The sequence below is a fragment of the Rhizobium acaciae genome (genome assembly GCF_025941625.1).
GTDB classification, from domain to species: domain Bacteria; phylum Pseudomonadota; class Alphaproteobacteria; order Rhizobiales; family Rhizobiaceae; genus Rhizobium; species Rhizobium acaciae.
The window spans coordinates 262,209-282,835 of the sequence record NZ_JAPCZO010000007.1 but is presented as its reverse complement, the minus strand read 5'-3'; the positions used below and the strand labels follow the sequence as shown (position 1 = coordinate 282,835).

Genomic DNA, 20,627 nt, shown 5'->3' with positions numbered 1-20,627 from the left:
ATCGCAAAACCGCTTCACACTTTTGCGCGACATGCTCTGCGACGACGAACCGGTCGCTTATGCGGCCGGCTTCGCCTGACGGCGCCAACTATAGCCCTTGCCCGCTTCGGCGTCACGCACCGCCGGCTGATAATGATGGGGAATGGCGGGAAGACGGTTTTCGGAAAGCCGCTTCAGCGCCGTGGCGTTGGTGACGGAAAAGCTGTCGATGCCGACGCGCAGCATCAGCGGCACCTGATCGATCAGCACGTCGCCGACGGCGCGCAGCTCGTTGGTATAGCCGAGGCGCTGGCGGAGCAGCGAGGCATGGCTGAAGGCGCGGCCGTCGTTGAAAGCCGGAAAGGCGACGGCGACGATCTCGAGGCGATCGAGATAGGGCTCCAGCCTGCGAACGTCGTCGGCCGGCTTGATCAGCACGCCGAGGCCGACATCGTTGCTTTCGTCGGCCTTGGCGATCAGTTCGTCGAGACCGAGCAGCGGCTTCTGCTCCTCGGTCGCCTTCACCTCGTCGGTTTCGATCACCCAGGGATCGTTTTCGACAAAACCCGTTTCTCTCCAGATCTTCGTCATCATCCCCTCCTTATGCCGCTTCGGCGGCCGAGCCGTAGAGCGCAGTCTTGAACGGCTGCGGTCCGACACGGCGATAGGCGGCGAGGAAGTTCTCGGAATGATCGAGGCGCAGGCCGAGATAGGTGTCGACGATCGTCTCGATCGCGTCCGTCACCCGGTCCGGCTCGAAGCCGCGACCGATGATCTCGCCGATCGAGGTATGTTCGTCGCCGGAGCCACCGAGCGTGATCTGGTAGAGTTCGGCGCCCTTCTTCTCGACACCGAGCAGGCCGATATGGCCGACATGGTGATGGCCGCAGGCATTGATGCAGCCGGAGATCTTGATCTTCAGCTCGCCGATCTCGGCCTGGCGTTCGGCATCGCCGAAGCGGCGGGAGATTTCCTGCGCCAGCGGAATGGAGCGCGCATTGGCGAGTGCGCAGTAGTCCAGCCCGGGACAGGCAATGATATCGGTGATCAGGCCGGCATTGGCTTCGGCGAGATTGATGGCAACGAGGCCGCGATAGACGGCTTCGAGATCGGCAAGCGCCACATGCGGCAGGATGAGGTTCTGCTCATGGCTGACGCGGATTTCGTCGAAGGCATATTCTTCGGCAAGATCGGCGATCGCATCCATCTGCGCATCCGAAGCATCGCCCGGAATGCCGCCGATCGGCTTCAGCGAGATCGTCACCATGCCGTAATCGGGGTTCTTGTGCGGCTGCACGTTCTGCTGGACCCAGCGGGAGAAACCGGAATCGGCCTTCTTCCAACGGGCGAGGTTTTCCCAGCCTTCGGCGCGCTGGGGCAACTCAGGCGGCGCGAAATAGGCAGCGATCGACTGGACGTCCTTTTCCGGCAGCTTGAGCTCGGTATCCTTCAGCGCGGCGAATTCGGCTTCCACCTGGCGCGTCAGCTCCTCGGTGCCGGTTTCGTGCACGAGGATCTTGATGCGGGCCTTGTACTTGTTGTCGCGGCGGCCGTGCAGATTGTACACGCGCACGATGGCCGTTGTGTAGGAAAGCAGGTCTTCTTCAGGCAGGAAATCGCGGATCAGCTTGGCGATCATCGGCGTACGGCCCTGGCCGCCGCCGACATAGACGGCAAAGCCGATCTCGCCCTTGTCGTTCGTCTTCACGTGCAGGCCGATATCATGGACCTGGATTGCGGCGCGGTCGCGCTCGGCGCCGGTGACGGCGATCTTGAACTTGCGCGGCAGGAAGGAGAATTCCGGGTGGACCGACGACCACTGGCGCAGGATTTCGGCGTAAGGACGCGGATCGGCGATCTCATCGGCGGCGGCACCGGCGAAGTGATCGGCCGTGACGTTTCTGATGCAGTTGCCCGAGGTCTGCAGGGCATGCATTTCGACGCTGGCAAGATCGGCCAGCGCATCAGGAATGTCGGACAGCTTCGGCCAGTTGAACTGCAGGTTCTGGCGCGTGGTGAAGTGGCCATAGCCGCGGTCATAGGTGCGGGCGATATGGGCGAGCATGCGCAACTGGCGCGCGCTCAGCGTCCCATAGGGAATGGCAATGCGCAGCATGTAGGCGTGGAGCTGCAGATAGACGCCGTTCATCAGGCGCAGCGGCTTGAACGCGTCCTCGGCGAGCTCGCCGGAAAGGCGGCGCTGGACCTGATCGCGAAACTGCTCGACGCGCTCGGTAACAAAGGCATGGTCAAATTCGTCGTAACGGTACATCGTCTTCCTCAGACTGCAATGAATTCGGGATCGGCAGGAGCGTAGCCCGGGGCATATTCCATGGTCGGGCCCTGTGCGCGGATACGCTCGCGAAGGCGAAGCGGCCAGAGAATGCCGTTGGTTTCCTGAACGTCGACGACGGCGACGTCAACGACCTCGTTGTCGGCATAGGACTTTTTGCCGATCGCCTCCAGCGCCGCGACGGCCTCGGCATGACGGGCAACGAGCGCCTCCTGCAGCGAGGTGGACCACTTGCCGTTCGCATCCAACCAGACGGCAATGCCGTCCGTCAGCCGGTTGGCGGTCAGAACCTTGTCACCCATATTCAGCTCCTTGCAAGTTCCTCGAGCCGGGCGTTTGCGCGCACCAGTGGCTCGGACAGTTCGAAATTGGCGCCGGCGACCGCATCGCCGATGATGACCATGACAGGCCCGGTCAACTCGTCGCGGTGCTGCAGATCGGGCAGATCGGCGAGCGTACCATGCAGCAGGCGGCGCTCAGCGCGGCTGGCGTTTTCGATGACGGCGACGGTGGTTTCAGCGGGAATGCCCGCCTGCATCAGCCGCTCGGCGACGGAGGCAGCAACCGTGCGGCCCATATAGACGGCGATTGTCGCGCCGGAAACGGCAAGGCTTGCCCAATCGGGCAGCACGTCGCCGGTGAGATCATGGCCTGTCGTGAAGACCAGCGAGGAGGCGACGCCGCGCAGCGTCAGCGGCAGCTCGAAATCGGCAGCGGCGGCGAAAGCCGAGGTGATGCCAGGCACGACCTCATAGGTGATGCCGGCAGCGCGCAGCGCCGCCATCTCTTCCCCTGCCCGGCCATAGACCAGGGGATCGCCGGATTTCAGGCGGACGACGCGCTTGCCCTGACGGCCGAGATCGACCAGCAGGTCGTTGATCTCTTCCTGGGACTTCGAGTGACAGCCCTTGCGCTTGCCGACGGAAAGCCGCTCGGCATCGCGGCGGCCCATATCGACGATCGCCTGCGGCACCAGCGCGTCATAGACGATGACATCGGCTTCCATCATCACGCGCTGGGCGCGCAGCGTCAGCAGATCCTCGGCACCCGGACCGGCGCCGACCAGCCAGACGTGGCCGGCGACCTTGTCCATCGCGTGCAGCAGCCGGTCGGCGGCGTGGCGGGCATGCGGCAGGTTGCCGTTGGCGACCGCATCGGCAACGGCTCCGGAAAAGAACCGGCGCCAGAAGACCCGGCGGGAGACGCCTCTCGGAATCAGTTGTTCGACGGCCTTGCGGTAGCTCGTCGCCAGCCCGGCAAGACGGCCGAGGGAGGGCGAAAGAAGCTGGTCGATCTGCGCGCGGATCATCTGCGCCAGAACCGGCCCTGCCCCTTCGGTGCCGATCGCAACGGCGACGGGCGCGCGATTGACCAGCGCCGGCGTGAAGAAATCGCAGTAATCGGGCTGATCGACGGCATTGGCAGGAATTCTGGCAGCACGGGCAGCATCGACGATGCTGCGGTCGTCGGCTTCATTGCCGGTTGCGGCGAAGACGAGCGCCGACCCCTCGACCTGTTCGGCGGAGAAGGCAGCGCGCACGGTCTCGATGCGGTTGGCGATCAGGAAAGCGTAGTAATCGGCTTCCGGCCGGTCGGCATAGGCAATGATCCGCGCCTTTGTGTTCAGCAGCAGCCGCACCTTGGCGAAAGCTTCGTCGCCATTGCCGAAGACAGCCGTCTTCTGGCCTTCCACGCGAAAGAAGGCGGGAAATACCGAAAGCTGTTCAGTCTTGGGAGGCATCATCAATCCACTTCGAGGTTGCCGGAATATGCCCTTGATCGACAAGGGATTGAAGGAACAGAAATTCGAAAGCCCAAGCAAGCGGGTATTCTTTTGCTCGTGCCGTCCGTGATTTGAGAAAAGTCACCCGTGCGGCCAAAAAGCCGCATATTCCCCAGCCCGCTTGCTGCAATGCAGTATAAAGCCTGTGACAAAAGACGTCCACCGGTGCTTGACGCATTTCACTTGCGCCGCCAAGGCGATAGACTGAGGAAAACTGGAGGGACCTCATGCCTGATAAGACCATTGCCTCCCGCCTGCTTTCGGTCATGGAAGACGATATCCTGCCGCTGACGGAGCGTGGGGTTTCGCTGGGCAATAAGGTGTTCGGTGCGGCGATCTTAAGGAAATCCGATCTTTCGCTCGTCGTCGCCGAGACCAATAACGAGCTGGAGAATCCGCTCTGGCACGGCGAGGTGCATACGCTGAAGCGCTTCTATGAGCTTGGCGAGAAGCCGCCGACCAAGGATCTGATCTTCCTGTCGACCCACGAGCCCTGCACCATGTGCATGTCGGCGATCACCTGGGCCGGCTTCGACAATTTCTACTATTTTTTCAGCCATGAGGATTCCCGCGACGCCTTCGCCATTCCGCACGACCTGAAAATCCTGAAGGAAGTCTTCGGGCTTGAACCCGGCGGCTACCGCAGGCAAAACGCCTTCTGGAACAGCTTTGCCATCGCCGATCTGGTCGAGACCGAAGAGGCTCAGCTGAAAAACGCACTGAAGACACAGACCGCCCGCATCAAGGCGCGCTACGACGCGCTGTCGACCAGCTACCAGTCGTCGAAGAGCGCCAACGACATTCCCTTGAACTGAAGCCCCTGAACTGAGGCCCACCGAACTGAAGCCCGCTGAACCGAGGCAACATGCAACCTTCCAAAGACATTTCGCGGCTGATCGAGATCATGGCGGCGCTGCGCCATCCCGAAACCGGCTGCCCCTGGGACATCGTGCAGAACTTCGAGACGATCAAGCCCTATACGATCGAAGAGGCCTATGAGGTCTCCGACGCGATCGAGCGCGGCGATATGGACGATCTCTGCGACGAACTGGGCGACCTGCTGCTGCAGGTGGTCTTTCATGCCCGCATGGCCGAGGAGGCCGGCGAATTTTCCTTCGGCGACGTGGTCAACGCCATCACCGCCAAGATGATCCGCCGCCATCCGCACGTCTTTGCCCGCTCGGCGGCGGATACGCCGGACGCAGTGAAGAAACAATGGGACGAAATCAAGCAGGCGGAGAAGCGCGAGCGCACTGAACGGCGGTTGAAGCGCGGGGTCACCGAGGACTTCAACAGCGGCCTCCTCGGCTCGGTGCAGCGCAGCTTCCCGGCGTTGACGGAAGCACTGAAGCTGCAGGAACGCGCCGCCAAGGTCGGCTTCGACTGGTCAGCACCCGAGCCGATCCTCGACAAGATCGAGGAGGAGATCGGCGAATTGCGGGTGGCCCTTCGCGAAGGCGATCAGGCAAAAGTCAGCGACGAGCTCGGCGACCTGATCTTCGCGGTCGTCAATATCGGGCGACATGTGAAGGCGGATCCGGAACAGGCAGTGCGCGGAACGAATACGAAATTCCGTCGTCGCTTCAGCCATATAGAACAGGTTCTTGAAGCAGAAGGCGAGACGCTGGAAGACGCGACGCTGGAGCGGATGGAGGAAATCTGGCAGGCGGCGAAGGCGATCGAGCGGGCTGTGACGTCGGGGGCTGAGTGAGCGGAACGTTGCCACATCTCCCTTCTCCCCGGCGGGGAGAAGATGCCGGCAGGCAGATGAGGGTGAGCGACGACAGGAGCGAATGCGCTGAGCGCAAGCGAAGGGCAATGAAACGCCTTACCGCTCCCAATCTTCCTTATCAGACTTGGGGCCATTGCCGATGCGGCGTTCGAGTTCGGTCGCTTCGGTTTCGGAGAGGCGCAGATCGAGGGTGATCGTGCCGTCTTCATTATCCTCGCGGCCGTCGACGATCGCGTGGTCGTAAAGCCAGGGTAGCAGCGCCAGCTTGTCGACGGGAAGGCGGATCGTCGCCACGGTCATGACGCCGGACAGTCTGCGGCTGATCTCTTCCATCAGCGTGTCGACGCCCTCGCCGCTGACGGCTGAAACCGCCACCACGTTGCTGGCGCCGGCCGATTTTTGCACCATGGTGTCGTGCACTTCTGGCTCCAGCCGGTCGATCTTGTTCCAGACCTCGATCAGCCGCTTTTCGGCTTCGGCCTCGTCGATGCCGAGGTCGTTCAGGATGCGCATCACGTCGGAGCTCTGCGCCTGGTTGTCGGCATCGGACATGTCGCGGACATGCAGGATGAGATCGGCTTCAAGCACCTCTTCCAGCGTCGCCCGGAAGGCGGCGACCAGATGGGTCGGCAGGTCGGAGATGAAGCCGACGGTGTCGGACAGGATGACGGTGCGGCCGTGCGGCAGCTTCATGCGCCGAAGCGTCGGGTCGAGCGTGGCAAAGAGCATGTCTTCGGCCAGCACGCCGGCGCCGGTGATACGGTTGAACAGCGTCGATTTGCCGGCATTGGTATAACCGACCAGCGCCACGATCGGGTGCGGCACCTTGCGGCGCTTGGCGCGGTGGAGCTGGCGGGTGCGCACGACCTGCTCCAGCTCGCGTTCGAGCTTGATGATGCGGTCCTGCAGCATCCGCCGGTCGGCTTCGATCTGGGTTTCGCCGGGGCCGCCCATGAAGCCGCCGCCGCCGCGCTGGCGTTCAAGGTGGGTCCAGCTTCGGACCAGACGGCCCTTCTGATAATTCAGATGAGCAAGGTCGACCTGCAGCGTGCCTTCCTTGGTGGAGGCGCGGCGGCCGAAGATTTCGAGGATGAGGCCCGTCCGGTCGATGACCTTGGCGTTCCATTCCTTTTCGAGGTTGCGCTGCTGCACCGGCGTCAACGGATGATCGACAATGACGAGACCGGAATCGCGCTCGTCGAGCAGCGCCTTGATCTCCTCGATCTTGCCGGTGCCGAGCAACGTGGCCGGTCTCGGATCGTTGACCGGGACGATAGAGCCGTTGACGACATTGAGGTCGATCGCCTGGGCAAGGCCCGTCGCCTCTTCGAGCCGGCTTTCCGGCGTACGGGTCGAGGCCGATTCGCTCTGGCCGCCGCGACTGCGCGATTTCAGAACCGGCACGACGACAGTCGCGCGCATGTCGTCCCTGTGCTTGGCGGCCTCAGGGATGATCGAATCGTTCTTGGTATCGCGTGTCGAAATGACGGCTGATCCTATTAGGACGCTGCTTCTTCGCTCTCGAACATCTGCATGGGCTGGCCCGGCATGATCGTCGAGATCGCATGCTTATACACCAGCTGCGAATGGCCGTCACGGCGAAGAAGAACACAGAAATTGTCAAAAGACGTAACAACGCCCGTGAGTTTCACGCCGTTGATCAGAAAGATTGTCAGGGAAATCTTTTGCTTGCGAACAGTATTGAGAAATAAGTCCTGAAGATTCTGAGAACGTTCCGCCATCGCGCCGCTTCTTTCTTTATTGCCGACCTGATCTGGCCGGTAGAATATCAATCAACCTCACCATACAAAGACCGGTGGCATCCTCGTTCCACCTGTCCAGCAAATCTTGGTATCAAATCGCAATCTTTTCCGCAACGTCGAAAAAGGCTTCTCGGACTTTCTGCGAAACGCTGCCCGGATGGCCGTTGGCAATGGCCTGACCATCGACGGAAACGACCGGAAAACAAATGCTTGTGGCTGCAGTGAGGAAGACCTCGCGGGCTGCGAGCATCTCCGAAACGGAGAAGTTCCGCTCCGTGATCTTCAACCCCAGCTTGGCTCCGACATCCATCAGAGTGGTGCGGGTAATGCCGCGCAGGATCCCGTGTTCGGCCGGGCGCGTCACCAGCGTCCCGTCCCGATCGACGATCCAGACATTGGTCGCCGCCCCTTCCTTCACCATGCCGTCGCCGTCGATATAGATCGCCTCCTGGGCGCCGGCCTCCTTGGCCTGCTGGCGGGCCATGGCATTCGGCAGCAGGCCGACGGACTTGATGTCGACGCGGTCCCAGCGATTGTCGACAAGGGTGATCGCCTTGATGCCGTTGGCGTTCTTGGCGGCGATGATCCTGGCATCGGTGCTCTTGGCGGTGATGACAAGCGAGGGCGGCGTTCCCTCGGCCGGAAAGACATGATCGCGGCGGGCCACACCGCGCGTCACCTGCATGTAGAAAAGCCCGTTGCGGACATGGTTGCGGCGCAGTGTCTCGCGAATGACCTGCGTCAACGCCGCCCGGCCCATCGGCCAGGCGATGCGCAATTCACCGAGCGAACGGTCGAGACGGTTCAGATGGCGCGTGAGGTCGACGATATAGCCGTGGCGCACCTCGCAGACTTCATAGACGCCATCGGCGAACTGGTAGCCGCGATCCTCGATATGCACGCTGGCATCGGAATGCTTGACGTAACGGCCATTCACATAGGCAATTCTCGGCATGGGAAACCTGGTCTTCCGGGAAGCAATATGGGACGCGGCGCGGCATCGGCCGCGCCGGATGCAATCAAACGCCGAGCGACTTCAGCTTGCGGTGCAACGCCGAACGCTCCATGCCGACGAATTCCGCGGTGCGCGAGATATTGCCGCCGAAGCGGTTGATCTGGGCGATCAGATAATCCTTCTCGAACATCTCGCGGGCTTCGCGCAGCGGCAGCGTCATGATGTGATAGTCGTTCTTGGCGGACACCTTCGGCAGCATGTCGCCGAGATCGGTCGGCAGCATGTCGGCGGTGATCGGCGCATCCGGGCCGTCGGTGCGGGCAAGGATCATCAGCCGCTCGATATTGTTGCGCAGCTGGCGGATATTGCCGGGCCAGTCATGCGCCTGCAGCACCGCCATGGCGTCGTCGCCGATGCGGCGCGGGCGGATGCCGGCCTGCTCCGATATCTGGCGCATCAGTTGGTCGACGAGGAAGGGAATGTCCTCGCGCCGTTCGGCCAGTGCGGGCACACGCACCGGCACGACAGCGAGGCGGTGATAGAGATCCTCGCGGAACCAGCCCTCGGCGATGCGGCTTTCGAGATTATAGGCGGTCGAGGAGATGATGCGGACATCGACCTTGACACGCTTGGAGCCGCCGACCCGCTCGAACTGCTGATCGACCAGCACGCGCAGGATCTTGTTCTGCGTTTCACGCGGCATTTCGCCGACTTCGTCCAGATAGAGGATGCCGCGATGGGCTTCCTCGAGCGCGCCGATCTTGCGCGCCTGGCCGGGCGTGCCCTCGGTGCCGAACAGCGCCACTTCCATGCGTTCGGGCGTGATGTTGGCGGCGTTGATCGCAACGAAGGGACCGTTGGCGCGGGCCGACTTCTTGTGGATCATCCGCGCCACCAACTCCTTGCCGGAGCCGGAGGCGCCGAGGATCATGATGCGGCTGTTGGTCGGAGCAACCTTCTCGATCGTCTGGCGCAGCTGCGAAACGGCGACCGAGGTGCCGATCAGCTCCAGCGCGTCGCCGGTGCGGCGCTTCAGATCCGAGACCTCGCGCTTCAGCTTGGAATTCTCCAACGCGCGTTCGGCGATGAGGATCAGCCGGTCGGCCTTGAAGGGCTTTTCGATGAAATCGAAGGCGCCGCGCTTGATCGCCGAGACGGCGGTCTCGATGTTGCCATGGCCTGATATCATCACCACGGGCAATTCCGGATGGCGGGTCTTGATCTCGTCGAGCAGCGACAGACCATCGAGCTTGCTGCCCTGCATCCAGATATCGAGGAAGATCAGCCGCGGCACGCGATCGGAAATCGCCGCCAGTGCGCTGTCACTGTCATGCGCTGTGCGCGTCTCGTGTCCCTCGTCGGAGAGAATGCCGGAAACGATCTCGCGAATATCGTGCTCATCGTCGACGACGAGAATATCAGAGGCCATAAACGCTTTCCTTGTCATTGGCTGCGGGAGCAGCAGGCGTCGGATCCAGGCGTGGCAGATGCACGCGGATCATGGCCCCTCTTCCCCGGTCAAAATCGGCGGGCGCATCATGCAGCTCGAGCTGCCCGCCATGTTCCTCGATGATCTTCTTGACGATGGCGAGGCCGAGGCCGGTGCCCTTCTCGCGCATCGTCATATAGGGTTCCAGAATGCTGTGGCGGTTCTCCACCGGCAGGCCGCGGCCATTGTCGATCACGTCGACGGTGAAGCGGTCGCGGCCGGTATCGAGGGCGGCGCGGACGAGAATCTTGCGTTCGTCCCGTTCGTCGCTCGGAACGGCCTCGATCGATTCGACGGCATTCTTGATGAGATTTCCGAAGGCCTGGCCGAGCATGCGGCTGTCGAACAGGCCCTCCAGCGGCTGGTCGCCGAAATCCTGCTCGAAGGTGACGTGATGGTTGCCCATTTCGCGCAGGAAGATCGCGTCGCGCAGGATATTGCGCAGGTCGCTCGGCTCCTTGGTCGGTTTCGGCATGCGAGCAAAGGCGGAGAATTCGTCGACCATGCGGCCGATGTCGCCGACCTGGCGGATGATCGTATCGGTGCACTGGTCGAAGACAGTCCGGTCACCCGGGTCGATCTGCTTGCCGTAGCGGCGCTGGATGCGCTCAGCGGACAGCTGGATCGGCGTCAGCGGGTTCTTGATCTCATGAGCGATGCGCCTGGCCACGTCGCCCCAGGCGGTGGAGCGCTGGGCGATGACGAGATCGGTGATGTCGTCGAGCGTGATCACGTAAGATTCGCTCATGTCGCGCACTTCCTCGCGGGTGACCTGCACGCTCAGCGTCCTCACAGTGCCGCCGCGCACGAGGGCGATCTGCTTGCGGAAATCGCCGCGATAACGCACCGCCGCCTCGGTCAGCACGTGATCTACCTCCGGCGCGATGTCGACCAGTTGCTTTCCGAGCATCTCGTCGGCCGACAGCGACATCAGCGTCTCGGCCGAGCTGTTGACGATGGCGATGCGGCGGTCCTGCTCTACGCCGATGACGGCGGCGGTGACGCCCGACAGCACCGCCTCGATGAAGCGGCGGCGGTCGTCGACCTCGTCCTTGGCCTCGAGGATCTCGTCGCGCTGGGTGCGGATTTCCGAAATCATCTTGTTGAAAGTGCGCGAGAGGTTGGCAACGTCGCCGTCGACGGCATGCACCGGCACGACGATATCCATATTGCCCGATGCAACGCTGTCGGCCGCCGTGATCAGCAGCCGGATCGGCCGGACGATGCGGTCGGCGACGGCGATTGCGGTCCAGATCGCCGCCAAAAGCACGATCAACGCGAAGCCGATATAGAGCACGGCGAACGCGACCTGCAGCGAGAAGCGATTGGCCTCCATCGAGCGGTATTCGGTGGCGTTCTCCTCCATCATGCGCATGGCGCCCATGACCTTGGGATCGACGGCGCGCACCGTATAGAGAAAGGTGCCCTGGATGGCATCGAGCTTGATGATGGCGCCGACGAGATTGGTGACGCCGGGCGGGATCAGCGTCGGCTGGCCGGCAGCCGCCTTTTCCAATGCGTCCTGCGGAATGGCCGGCAGCGGCTTTTCCGTGGCGATATCGGCCTGGACGATCACCGAGCCGTCGCGCTCGACGAGGAAGGCGCCGAGCAGGCCGCGGCCCCTCGCCTGGCGGGTCATCAGGTCGGCAAAGCCCGTCCTGTCGAGGCTGTAGAGCGCGCGGTTGCGCTCCAGGTCGTTGGCCATGGAGACCGTCTGCCCCTGCAGGTAGCTGGCATTCTCCATCATATAGGCCTGGCCGATATTGCGCGACGAACTGACGATCGACTGGGTGCGCAGGGCAAACCAGCGGTCAAGACCGGCATTCAGCGTGATACTGGCGAAGATGGCGACGAGGATCGCCGGCGTGATCGCCACGATCGAAAAGAGCACGACGATGCGGATGTGCAGGCGGGCTGCCGCACGGCCGCGGGTGCGGGCCTTCAGCAGCCTTGCCACCTCGCGGCCGATCAAGGCGAGCAGCGTCAGGACAAAGAAGGAATTGACGATCACCGAGGTGATGACGACATGCGACGTCGGGGCGATCGGCGTCAGGCCGAGCAGCACGAAAAGCGTGGCCGTGGCGCAGAGAAGCGCGCCGCCGGCGAGCACCAGGCCGGGCACGGCAAAAAGGGCGCGGCGGTCGGTCACTGTCGTCACCGTCTCGCCCGCCGCCGCCGGCGATACCCCATCCTGCGTCATTCGGCCTCTCTTCGGACGGCACCCGCCGCCCTCGCCATCCGATCGAAAACCAAGCAACGCCGGCTAAAAAAACCAGCGCTACAACGACTCGATCGGGAGCGAATGTCCAAAACCCTTGCGTGACCTTTAAGCAACGCATTGTGGCGAAAATGCAACGCGTGTCGTCACATTGTCAAGCCGTGCCTCCCTCGACGAGCCTTAATCTGACCCGCCGAGGAAGGTTTGTTTTCTCTAGAAGCGACGTGGTGCTTCGGGCTTGTTTCCGACGATCGTGTCGATCCGGTCCAGCACGTCAGACGTCAACTTCTGTCTGTGTGAGAGGGCCGAGAGATTGTCCTGCAACTGGCTGGCGCGCGAGGCTCCAAGAATGACGGTCGAGACGTTGCGGTTGGCGAGGCACCACAAAAGGGCGAGATGCGTGATCGACATGCCGATCTCGTCGGCGAGCTTTGCAAGCTCGCCGACTTGCGTGAGCTGGGCGCGGCCGGCATCGCTGGACCATTTTTCCTTCAGCCATTCATAGCCCGGGAGGTTCATACGGCTGTCGGCCGGCACACCGTCATTGTACTTGCCGGTCAGGACGCCCGAGGCGAGCGGCGACCAGATCGTGGTTCCAAGGCCGATCAGGTCGTAGAGCGGCAGATAGTCGGATTCGACCTTCTGACGTTCGAAGATGTTGTACTGCGGCTGTTCCATGGTCGGCGGCGTGATGCGCAAATCCCGGGCGACGGCATAGGCTTCCGTCAATTGCTGCGCGGACCATTCCGACGTCCCCCAGTAGAGCACCTTGCCCTGGGCGACGAGATCGTGCATCGCCCGAACCGTTTCCTCGATCGGCGTGTCGATATCCGGGCGGTGGCAGAAATAAAGGTCGAGATAGTCGACCTGAAGCCGCTTGAGCGCTGCGTGGCAGGCGTCGGTCACATGTTTGCGCGACAGGCCGCGCTGCGTCGGCTTCTGGCCTCCCCAGAAGACCTTGCTGGAGACGACGAAGCTGTCGCGGCTCCAGCCAAGCCTGCTGAGCACCTCGCCCATCACGATCTCGGACTTGCCGCTTTCGTATCCCTCGGCATTGTCGAAGAAGTTCACCCCGTTGTCGTAGGCAAGCTTCATGAGATCGACGGCGTCGCCGCCATTGACCTGCTTGCCGAACGTGACCCAGGAACCGAAGGAGAACTCGCTCACCTTCAGGCCCGACTTTCCCAATCGTCGATATTCCATCATGCAACTCCCGCAAATTATGAATATGTGCCGGCCTGTCACCGGGGTCGGCGCCGCCCGATCGATCGACGACCGATTCGCGTAATCTATGGCATGCGCAAGGATATGCGAGGCTCAGCGCGCCAAGTTGACCAAAACACGATGTCGCAGTTCCTGTCAGCCCCGACCACAAAGAAAAAGGGCGCTCCACGACATCAGCCGGAGCGCCCGTGGCATGCGATCGACGACGTTTGCGGCGGAGGTCGACAGCAGCAACGGCAGAATGATGAGATTCGGAACGGATAGGCAACATGCGATTGGAGTCTGCGACGTTGTCGCGCGCCGATTGATCCTGTCATCCACCGGATATCCACAGCCTATCCACAGGCACCGCGACAATGATCGCAGCAACTTCAATGACATTCGCCTGTCGGTAAAACACTCCTCACAAATGCTTATGTGACTGTCGAATGACACCGCATCTTTGTTTGTCTGCTTGGATACAAACCGTGGCCTGGCTCAGATAGGCTCACCTCTCCTCCCGACCGTGGCGGCGGACGCCGGGAGGGGTGGGCGGTGGGCAAACATGAGGGCCCGCCGCCTTCTTTCAATCGCGCCGGCAAAATTGAGGGATTGGCAGTGGCGCGCGGCTCCTTGGAGGCAGATTATCCCAGTTTCGCTGATATTCGAGACAAAGCCGGAGTTCCCGTCAATGGTTGGCGACAGGCAGCTTGATCTCAACCTGAACACCTTCGTTTTTTACGGGTCGCGGAGAGACAATCTGTACATCGGCTCCAATGCGATCGGCGATGGCCGTTACGATAGCGAGCCCGAGGCCCGTTCCGCCGATCTTGCCGGCCCCGCGTTCGAACCGCCGCATCAGACGGTCCATGGCATCGGCCGGCAGGTTCGGGCCGTCATTGGCAACAGTCAACAGGCCGCCGGGCTCCAGTGAAACCTCGACGAAGCCATGCTGCGCACCATGCTTCAGGGCGTTCTCAATCAGGTTGCGGCAGAGAATACCGACCGTATCGGGGTCCAGCATGGAAAGCACCGGTACCTGCGGCAATCTCAGCGCGATGCGCCCCTCTCCTGCCCGGGCAAAATCCTGAAGGACCATCTGCAGGACGGTTCTGAGATCGGAAGGCTCGTCACTTTGTAGACGCCCACCCTCGGCGCGAGCAAGCTGCATCAGTTTTTCCGATATGCGCATCAACCGCTTCAGCGTCGTTTCGATCTCCGTCGCCCGCTGGCTCGTCAGCTTTTCCTTGGTCTCGGAGCGAATGCGTTGCGCCTGCGCGATTGCGCCGGCCACCGGCGTACGAAGCTCGTGCGCGGCATTGGCTGCAAAGGCGCGCTCGGCGTGGAACGCTGCCGTCAGGCGATCCAGAAGCTGGTTGACACCTGCCGAAATCGGGAGAAGCTCGGTCGGCAGGCCACTGTCGGTGACGGGCGACAAATCCTGCGCGCCGCGATTGGCCAGCTCCTGCCTAAGCGCGCGCACCGGCCGTAAGGAGCGGCGCACCGCGAGGTATATCGCGAGCAGGCTGAGAGGGATCACCACGATCAGCGGCAGCACGAGGCCCAACAGCATCTTGCGTGACAATTCCGTGCGATGGTCAAGCGGTTCGGCGACGGCAATCGTCAGGTTCCCGTCGAAGCTCGTATCGTAATAGAGCTGATGCGTTGCGGTTCGAAGAAACCCGCGCTTCGTGAAGGGTGGGAAGCTCGAGGCATCCGCCCCCTTCGAGCCGAGCAGAACCTGCCCGTTTTGGTCACGCACGATGAAGCTTACGTCTTCGCCGTAGCGAGCCTCTCGGCCGATGCGTCCATCACCGTCGTCGTCCTCATCATTGTCATCGTAATCGGTCGCATTGCGGCCTTGATGGCCTTCGCGCAGGTCGTGCCGGGCAATCGGCAAAATGCGCTGCGCTGTTGCCTTCAGGCCATCATCGAACACCTGTTCCATCTGCCCGCCAAGACGGTGCGCGGTTACCGCTGCCGCCGTAAGCCATAGCAGCGTCACTGAAAGTCCAAGGGCGAGCGCCAAGCGCGTCTGGAGCGAAGCGCCGATCCTCATGGCCGTCCCAGACGATAGCCGAGCCCGCGCTCGGTCTCGATCACATGAGTACCGAGCTTCTTACGCAACCGGCTGACATGGACCTCGATGGCGTTGCTGTCGATTTCCCTATCGAAGGAATAGAGCCGCTCTTCGAGCTGCGCCTTCGAAAGAAGCTGGCCGGGACGTTGCAGGAAGGCCTCAAACAGGACCCATTCTCGCGCCGTTAGAACAACGGCCTTGCCATTCAGCGTGATGCTTCTGGCGGCGAGATCGATGGCGAGCGGGCCAAGCGTGATGTTGGGATTGGGATTGCCGGCATAACGGCGCGCCACCGACCCGATCCGCGCCGAAAGCTCCGCAAGATCGAAGGGCTTCACCATGTAATCGTCAGCGCCCGCGTTCAATCCGGCAATACGGTCAGAGACCTGGTCGAGCGCTGTCAGGATCATGACCGGCGTCACGTCGCCGCGCCCACGCAACCCCTTCAGAAAGGGAATGCCAAGCCCATCGGGCAGCATCAGATCGAGCAGCACCAGATCATAAGCAGCCGCAACGATCGCATCGCCCGCCTGGTCGAGACGGTTCACCCAATCGACGGAATGGCCATCGGCTGCGATCTGGTCGCGAATGGCCGCGCCCAGCGCCGTATCGTCCTCGATTAGTAGAACCCGCATCGCAGCCTTCCCTCTCTCTCTCTCTCTCTCTCTCTCTCTCTCTCTCTCTCGTCTCCTAGTCCACCTGCCAACTTACGGGAAGCTGAAGCAATGTCGCGCGGTTTGTCAGGCGCCGGTCAGCTTGGAACGCAATTGATCAGACCGAAATGAGAGGAAACAAGAATGAAAACCGGCACCTTGCCCATCTTGGCGCTCGCCGTCATCGCCGTGACATCCGCTCAGGCAAGAGACGACTGCGACGTTCCGATCAGCAATTGGAAGACGCATGCGGCGGTTCGCGCCATGGCTGGGCAACGGGGTTGGACGCTGAAGCGCATCAAGATCGATGACGGTTGTTACGAGCTCCAGGGCACCGACAAGGACGGCCGTCGCTTCAAAGCGAAAATCGATCCGGTGACGCTTGAAGTCATCCAACTCGATGAACGCCGCGAAGATCGCTGAGCCCAACCCCACAAAGATATCCAACTGGAGGTCACTTATGACGTACCGCAAATTTCTTCTGGCCGCTTGCGCCGGCATTGGCTTTCTCGCCCCCCTCGGCAGTCTGGCCATGCCGTTCCCCGCACCGGAGAGTGCCGCCGCCGGCGCCGTACCAGCCGGCTATCAAGAGAGCGAGGACGATAATCGCAAGGAGGAGCATCGCCTCCGTCACGACGACACCGGCCGTTGCGCCGCCGATGACTGCGAAGACGAGGATGACGATGCCTGCGGTCGAGGCGGCGCCGTGCTGCAGCAGAACGCCACCCCGCCCAGCAACGGCCTTTTCACGCCTGGTTCCAGGCCGCGGGTCCAGACGAACTGAACCGTCAAGTCAGCCAAGGAGAATATCGATGAGAATGAAATCCCTTATCGCCATGCTTGCAGTCACCACGGCCCTTACCGTTCCCGGCCTTGCCATGGCGCGCGAAGTGACCTTCACCACCAACATGCGCAACTACGGCGGCGATGGTGCCTACCTTGCCTATTACGTCACCGATGCGCAGGGCAAATATGTCGGCAGCCTTTGGATGGCGGGCGGCAAGACCAGGTATTACGAGCATCTCACCGGCTGGTACCGCGCCACCGGTGGCAATGCCGCCGAGATCAACGGCATCACGGGTGCCAGCGTTGGTGCCGGCCGTTCACTCAAGGTCACGGTCGATCTTGCCGATACGCTGTTCGATGCCGGCTATCAGCTTCACATCGACTCCGCCGTGGAAGACATGCGCGACAGCCCAAACGAGATCGTGGTGCCGCTGACATCGGCCGGCTCAGGGCAGAAGGTGAAGGGCACGCGCTACATCGCCGCCTTCAGCTATGCGCGTTGAGCGGGAAGGACGCTCGCCATGACGCGCTCGCTTCACCGCTGGTTTGGGCTGATCGGCTCGGTGCTTCTCAGCGTCGTCGCGCTGAGCGGCGCCGCACTGTCGATCTTCCCCGCCGCAGAGGCGCTCACCATGCCTGCCGCGCAGCACATCAGCGTTGCCGAACTCGCCGCGCGAGTCCAGGCGGCAGAACGTACGGTGGAACAGATCAGACGCGCGCCGTCCGGGCGGTTCACCGCGTATTACTACGAAGGCGACCAACCCGCCTCCGCTGTCATCGACCCTGCCACTGGCGCGCCGGCCGGCAGCGCCGACACCTCGGATCTGGAGCGCTGGTTGACCAATCTCCATCGCTCGCTTTTCCTCGATGATCCTGGACGCTTCATAACTGCGGGCGGTGCAGCGGTTATGCTTGCCCTCGCAATTTCCGGGCTCTTCGTGATGGCACGGCGCGCCGGCGGCTGGCGTTTCGTTCTGAAATCCGTTCGCGGCACCGGCGACGGACGCTTACACGCCGTCGTCTCGCGCCTAGCTCTGCCGGGTCTCTTCCTCTCCTCGCTCACTGCGCTCTGGATGACGGCTGCTGTTTTCGGCCTGCTGCCGGAAGGCGCGGTTGCACCGGCCTTCCCGGCCGACATCAGCGGCAAGACCGGGGTGGCGCTCACGTCCGTCACTCTGCTTCAAGAGACGCCGGTCAATGACCTGCTCTCGCTGAATTTCCCTGCCCCGGGCGACGCAACGGACGTTTTCACACTCAAGATTTCAGCAGGAGAAGCTTATATCGACCAGGGCAACGGCTCGCTGCTGGCCTGGTCGGCCGCCGGCTGGGTCGACAGGGTCACGCGCCTCATCACCATGCTGCACACCGGGTACGGCTTGGCCTGGCTCGGGCTCGTCCTCGGGTTCTCTGCGCTTACGGTACCTGTTCTCGGCTGGACAGGCCTGGTTGTCTGGCTCAAAAGGCGTCGCGCCCCAAGAGCAACCTCGGCAGACGCTGGCGAGGCCGATACGATCCTGCTCGTCGGCAGTGAGAGCGGCACGACCTGGGGCTTTGCCAATACGCTGCAGGCCGCTCTTTCTGCGGAGGGTCTTCGCGTCCATGTCGGCCCGATGTCCAATTTCGAACCGGCCCGCTGGCCGAAGGCGCGGCGTGTCATTCTGCTCGCCGCCACCTATGGCGATGGCGCAGCGCCCGCCTCCGCCATGGGCTTCATCGAACGTTTCGAACGTACGCCCGCAAAGCCCGGCCTGCCGCTCGCCGTGCTCGGTTTCGGCGATCGCGGCTTCCCGGCCTTCTGCGGTTTCGCCGTCGAGATCGCGGCGATAGCCAAGGACAAGGGCTGGGCCTCCCCCATCCCCTTCGACACGGTAAACCGCCAATCGCCACAGGATTTCGCCCGCTGGGGACGACTCCTGGCTGAGGCGCTTGGGCTCGATTTCGAGCTGAAGCACCAACCGATCGCTCCAAAGACCTGGAGATTGCCGCTGATATCCCGCCGCGACTATGGCGCAAGCGTACAGGCGACCACGGCTATCCTGCGCTTTGCCCTGCCAAAGATTTCGCTCTGGCAGCGCCTGACGGGCAAGGGCTTCCCGCGGTTCGAGGCCGGAGACCTGATCGGCATCGTGCCACAGGGCTCGGATCTGCCGCGCTTCTACTCCCTTGCTTCCGGTACCAAGGATGGCTTTCTCGAAATCTGCGTCCGCCAGCAAGTGGGAGGACTTTGCTCAAGCCAACTCACCGCATTGAAGCCGCGGGATACCGTCGCGGCCTTCGTGCGCCCAAACCCCTCCTTCCGCCCGGCCCGGGGAGGCAAGCCGGTCATTCTCATCGGCGCCGGCGCCGGTATCGGTCCGCTTGCCGGCTTCGCCCGTCGAAACCGGGCACGCCGCCCCATGCATCTCTATTTCGGAACTCGCCATCCCGCCAGCGACGCGCTTTACGCCGAGGAGCTTTCCTACTGGAAAAAGGACGGCCGGCTGACCTCGGTATCGACAGCCTTTTCGCGAACTGCAAGCCCGGCCTATGTGCAGGATATTGTGTGTAAGGACGGCGAGCGCATCGGCAAGCTCATTGCCGCAGGCGGTCAGGTCCTCATCTGCGGGAGTCGGGACATGGCGGCGGCCGTTGCCGCCGTCCTTGCCGACATTCTCGCGGCACAGGGCTTCAGCCTCGCACTCCTGAAAGCGACTGGCCGCTATGCCGAGGACGTCTACTGACATGACGCGCTATGCGATGAACGGTCCGACCATGGGCACGCGCTGGTCCGCCCTCTTTCACATGCCATCGGGTTTCGATGTCGTCCCCGCCCGCAAGGCGATGGCCGACGCCGTGACTGAAATCGACAAACAAATGTCCACCTGGATGCCTCAAAGCGACCTGAATCGCTTGAACGCCGCACGACCCGGCGGATGGGTTGCCCTGCCCGACCGGCTGCTTACCGTGCTGGGAGCGAGTCTTGCCATCGGCTGCACCTCGGGCGGCGCCTTCGATATCGGCATGGGTGATGCGACCACCGCGTGGGGTTTCGGCCCGGCGGACGCAAACGAGGACATGATCAGGACCGCGCGTCTTGCGAAACGCAGCCCGGCCCATGATGTTCTGGAACTGGACAAGGTCACCGGACGCGCCCGCAAGCACTCCGAGATGTGCTTCGATCTCAATGGCATCGCGAAGGGTTATGGCGCCGATCAACTGGCTGAGGCTGCGCGCCAGCACGGTATCGACGCCGGCCTCTTCGCCATCGACGGCGAACTGCGAGCGCTCGGCACTCAGCCTGATGGTCGCGCCTGGGCCGTCGCCGTCGAAGCGCCAAATCTGGAAGTGCGTGCCGTGCATTCCATGCTCGAGTTGGATGATGCCGCCGTTGCGACGTCCGGCGACTATCGACACTGGATCGATGTCGGCGGCCATCGTCTCTCGCACACCATGGAGCCGCGCCTCGGCATGCCGCTCAGGGACCCACCCGCCTCGGCGACGGTGATCGCCTGCGATTGCATGAGCGCCGACGCCTGGGCGACGGCGATGATGGTTCTCGGCCAAGCACGCGGCCTTGCACTCGCCGAAAGGCTTGGTCTGTCTGTTCTCTTCCTCAAGCATGACCAGCCGAAAGGGATCGGATGCGGCCTGTTTGTGCGCTAACCGGACCTCGTAACAACCGTGCAAGTGGTTTGATCCAGCGCAATGTTTGAA

Annotated in this window: 20 protein-coding genes; 7 read left to right on the top strand and 13 right to left on the bottom strand. The window is 62.5% G+C overall.

All coding sequences use genetic code 11. The features are described from left to right. Positions 1–57: 57 nt before the first annotated feature. The 5 genes from OLZ32_RS14055 to OLZ32_RS14035 are packed head-to-tail and all read right to left on the bottom strand — an operon-like array spanning position 58 to position 4,233. A complete protein-coding gene (locus tag OLZ32_RS14055; protein ID WP_003539420.1) occupies positions 58–570 on the bottom strand; it encodes a DUF934 domain-containing protein in 513 nt (170 codons plus the stop codon). Between the two features lie 10 nt (positions 571–580). Beyond that, complete coding sequence (locus tag OLZ32_RS14050) at positions 581–2,251, bottom strand: nitrite/sulfite reductase (protein ID WP_017988258.1); 1,671 nt, start codon at positions 2,249–2,251, stop codon at positions 581–583. Between the two features lie 8 nt (positions 2,252–2,259). Continuing rightward, positions 2,260–2,574 carry a DUF2849 domain-containing protein gene (locus tag OLZ32_RS14045; protein WP_011651871.1) on the bottom strand — a complete coding sequence of 105 codons (315 nt, stop codon included), beginning with the start codon at positions 2,572–2,574 and terminating at the stop codon, positions 2,260–2,262. Positions 2,575–2,576: 2 nt separating this feature from the next. Further along, the gene (cysG, locus tag OLZ32_RS14040) at positions 2,577–4,013 is read right to left on the bottom strand and encodes a siroheme synthase CysG (RefSeq protein WP_264395609.1); all 1,437 of its coding nucleotides are present in this window, start codon (positions 4,011–4,013) and stop codon (positions 2,577–2,579) included. Next, positions 3,997–4,233, bottom strand: a complete 237-nt coding sequence (locus OLZ32_RS14035) for a hypothetical protein (protein WP_264421386.1) — start codon at positions 4,231–4,233, stop codon at positions 3,997–3,999. The genes cysG and OLZ32_RS14035 overlap by 17 nt, the downstream gene beginning before the upstream one ends. 49 nt (positions 4,234–4,282) lie before the next feature. Here OLZ32_RS14035 and OLZ32_RS14030 point away from each other — a divergent pair, with 49 nt between their 5' ends. Next, entirely contained in the window at positions 4,283–4,870 is a 588-nt protein-coding gene (locus OLZ32_RS14030; protein ID WP_003539413.1) for a deaminase, read from the top strand. 50 nt (positions 4,871–4,920) lie between these two features. Beyond that, positions 4,921–5,766, top strand: coding sequence for a nucleoside triphosphate pyrophosphohydrolase (mazG, locus tag OLZ32_RS14025; protein WP_264421384.1), 846 nt, complete (start codon positions 4,921–4,923; stop codon positions 5,764–5,766). A gap of 117 nt (positions 5,767–5,883) precedes the next feature. On the opposite strand, the gene hflX is transcribed toward mazG, so the two are convergent. From hflX to OLZ32_RS13985, 8 genes are all read right to left on the bottom strand, one after another. Further along, positions 5,884–7,209 carry a GTPase HflX gene (hflX, locus tag OLZ32_RS14020; protein WP_017988255.1) on the bottom strand — a complete coding sequence of 442 codons (1,326 nt, stop codon included), beginning with the start codon at positions 7,207–7,209 and terminating at the stop codon, positions 5,884–5,886. Between the two features lie 77 nt (positions 7,210–7,286). Next, a complete protein-coding gene (gene hfq / locus OLZ32_RS14015) occupies positions 7,287–7,529 on the bottom strand; it encodes an RNA chaperone Hfq (RefSeq protein WP_003539403.1) in 243 nt (80 codons plus the stop codon). Between the two features lie 112 nt (positions 7,530–7,641). Next, complete coding sequence (locus tag OLZ32_RS14010) at positions 7,642–8,505, bottom strand: D-amino-acid transaminase (protein WP_017988254.1); 864 nt, start codon at positions 8,503–8,505, stop codon at positions 7,642–7,644. Positions 8,506–8,569: 64 nt separating this feature from the next. Beyond that, positions 8,570–9,934 (bottom strand): nitrogen assimilation response regulator NtrX, encoded by a 1,365-nt coding sequence (gene ntrX, locus OLZ32_RS14005; RefSeq protein ID WP_011651865.1) that lies wholly within the window; start codon positions 9,932–9,934, stop codon positions 8,570–8,572. Beyond that, positions 9,924–12,194: a sensor histidine kinase NtrY-like gene (locus OLZ32_RS14000; protein ID WP_003539381.1), complete on the bottom strand. Its 2,271-nt coding sequence runs from the start codon at positions 12,192–12,194 to the stop codon at positions 9,924–9,926. Before OLZ32_RS14000 ends, ntrX begins: the two co-directional genes overlap by 11 nt. A gap of 231 nt (positions 12,195–12,425) precedes the next feature. After that, a complete protein-coding gene (locus OLZ32_RS13995) occupies positions 12,426–13,415 on the bottom strand; it encodes a potassium channel beta subunit family protein (RefSeq protein ID WP_264421381.1) in 990 nt (329 codons plus the stop codon). A 688-nt stretch (positions 13,416–14,103) separates the two neighbouring features. Then, complete coding sequence (locus OLZ32_RS13990; protein ID WP_264421378.1) at positions 14,104–15,474, bottom strand: sensor histidine kinase; 1,371 nt, start codon at positions 15,472–15,474, stop codon at positions 14,104–14,106. Further along, complete coding sequence (locus tag OLZ32_RS13985) at positions 15,471–16,130, bottom strand: response regulator transcription factor (RefSeq protein WP_003539373.1); 660 nt, start codon at positions 16,128–16,130, stop codon at positions 15,471–15,473. The genes OLZ32_RS13990 and OLZ32_RS13985 overlap by 4 nt, the downstream gene beginning before the upstream one ends. A 162-nt stretch (positions 16,131–16,292) precedes the next feature. On the opposite strand from OLZ32_RS13985, the gene OLZ32_RS13980 reads away from it, so the two are divergent. From OLZ32_RS13980 to OLZ32_RS13960, 5 genes are read left to right on the top strand one after another with little or no spacing between them, the layout of a single operon-like run. Beyond that, positions 16,293–16,571: a PepSY domain-containing protein gene (locus OLZ32_RS13980; protein ID WP_264421374.1), complete on the top strand. Its 279-nt coding sequence runs from the start codon at positions 16,293–16,295 to the stop codon at positions 16,569–16,571. A gap of 37 nt (positions 16,572–16,608) precedes the next feature. After that, positions 16,609–16,932 (top strand): hypothetical protein, encoded by a 324-nt coding sequence (locus OLZ32_RS13975; RefSeq protein WP_264421371.1) that lies wholly within the window; start codon positions 16,609–16,611, stop codon positions 16,930–16,932. A gap of 34 nt (positions 16,933–16,966) precedes the next feature. Continuing rightward, entirely contained in the window at positions 16,967–17,437 is a 471-nt protein-coding gene (locus OLZ32_RS13970; RefSeq protein ID WP_264421417.1) for a DUF2271 domain-containing protein, read from the top strand. A gap of 18 nt (positions 17,438–17,455) precedes the next feature. Beyond that, on the top strand, positions 17,456–19,654 hold the full coding sequence (locus OLZ32_RS13965) for a PepSY domain-containing protein (protein ID WP_264421370.1): 2,199 nt from the start codon (positions 17,456–17,458) through the stop codon (positions 19,652–19,654). Then, a complete protein-coding gene (locus tag OLZ32_RS13960; RefSeq protein ID WP_406648203.1) occupies positions 19,635–20,576 on the top strand; it encodes an FAD:protein FMN transferase in 942 nt (313 codons plus the stop codon). The genes OLZ32_RS13965 and OLZ32_RS13960 overlap by 20 nt, the downstream gene beginning before the upstream one ends. Positions 20,577–20,627 lie beyond the last annotated feature (51 nt).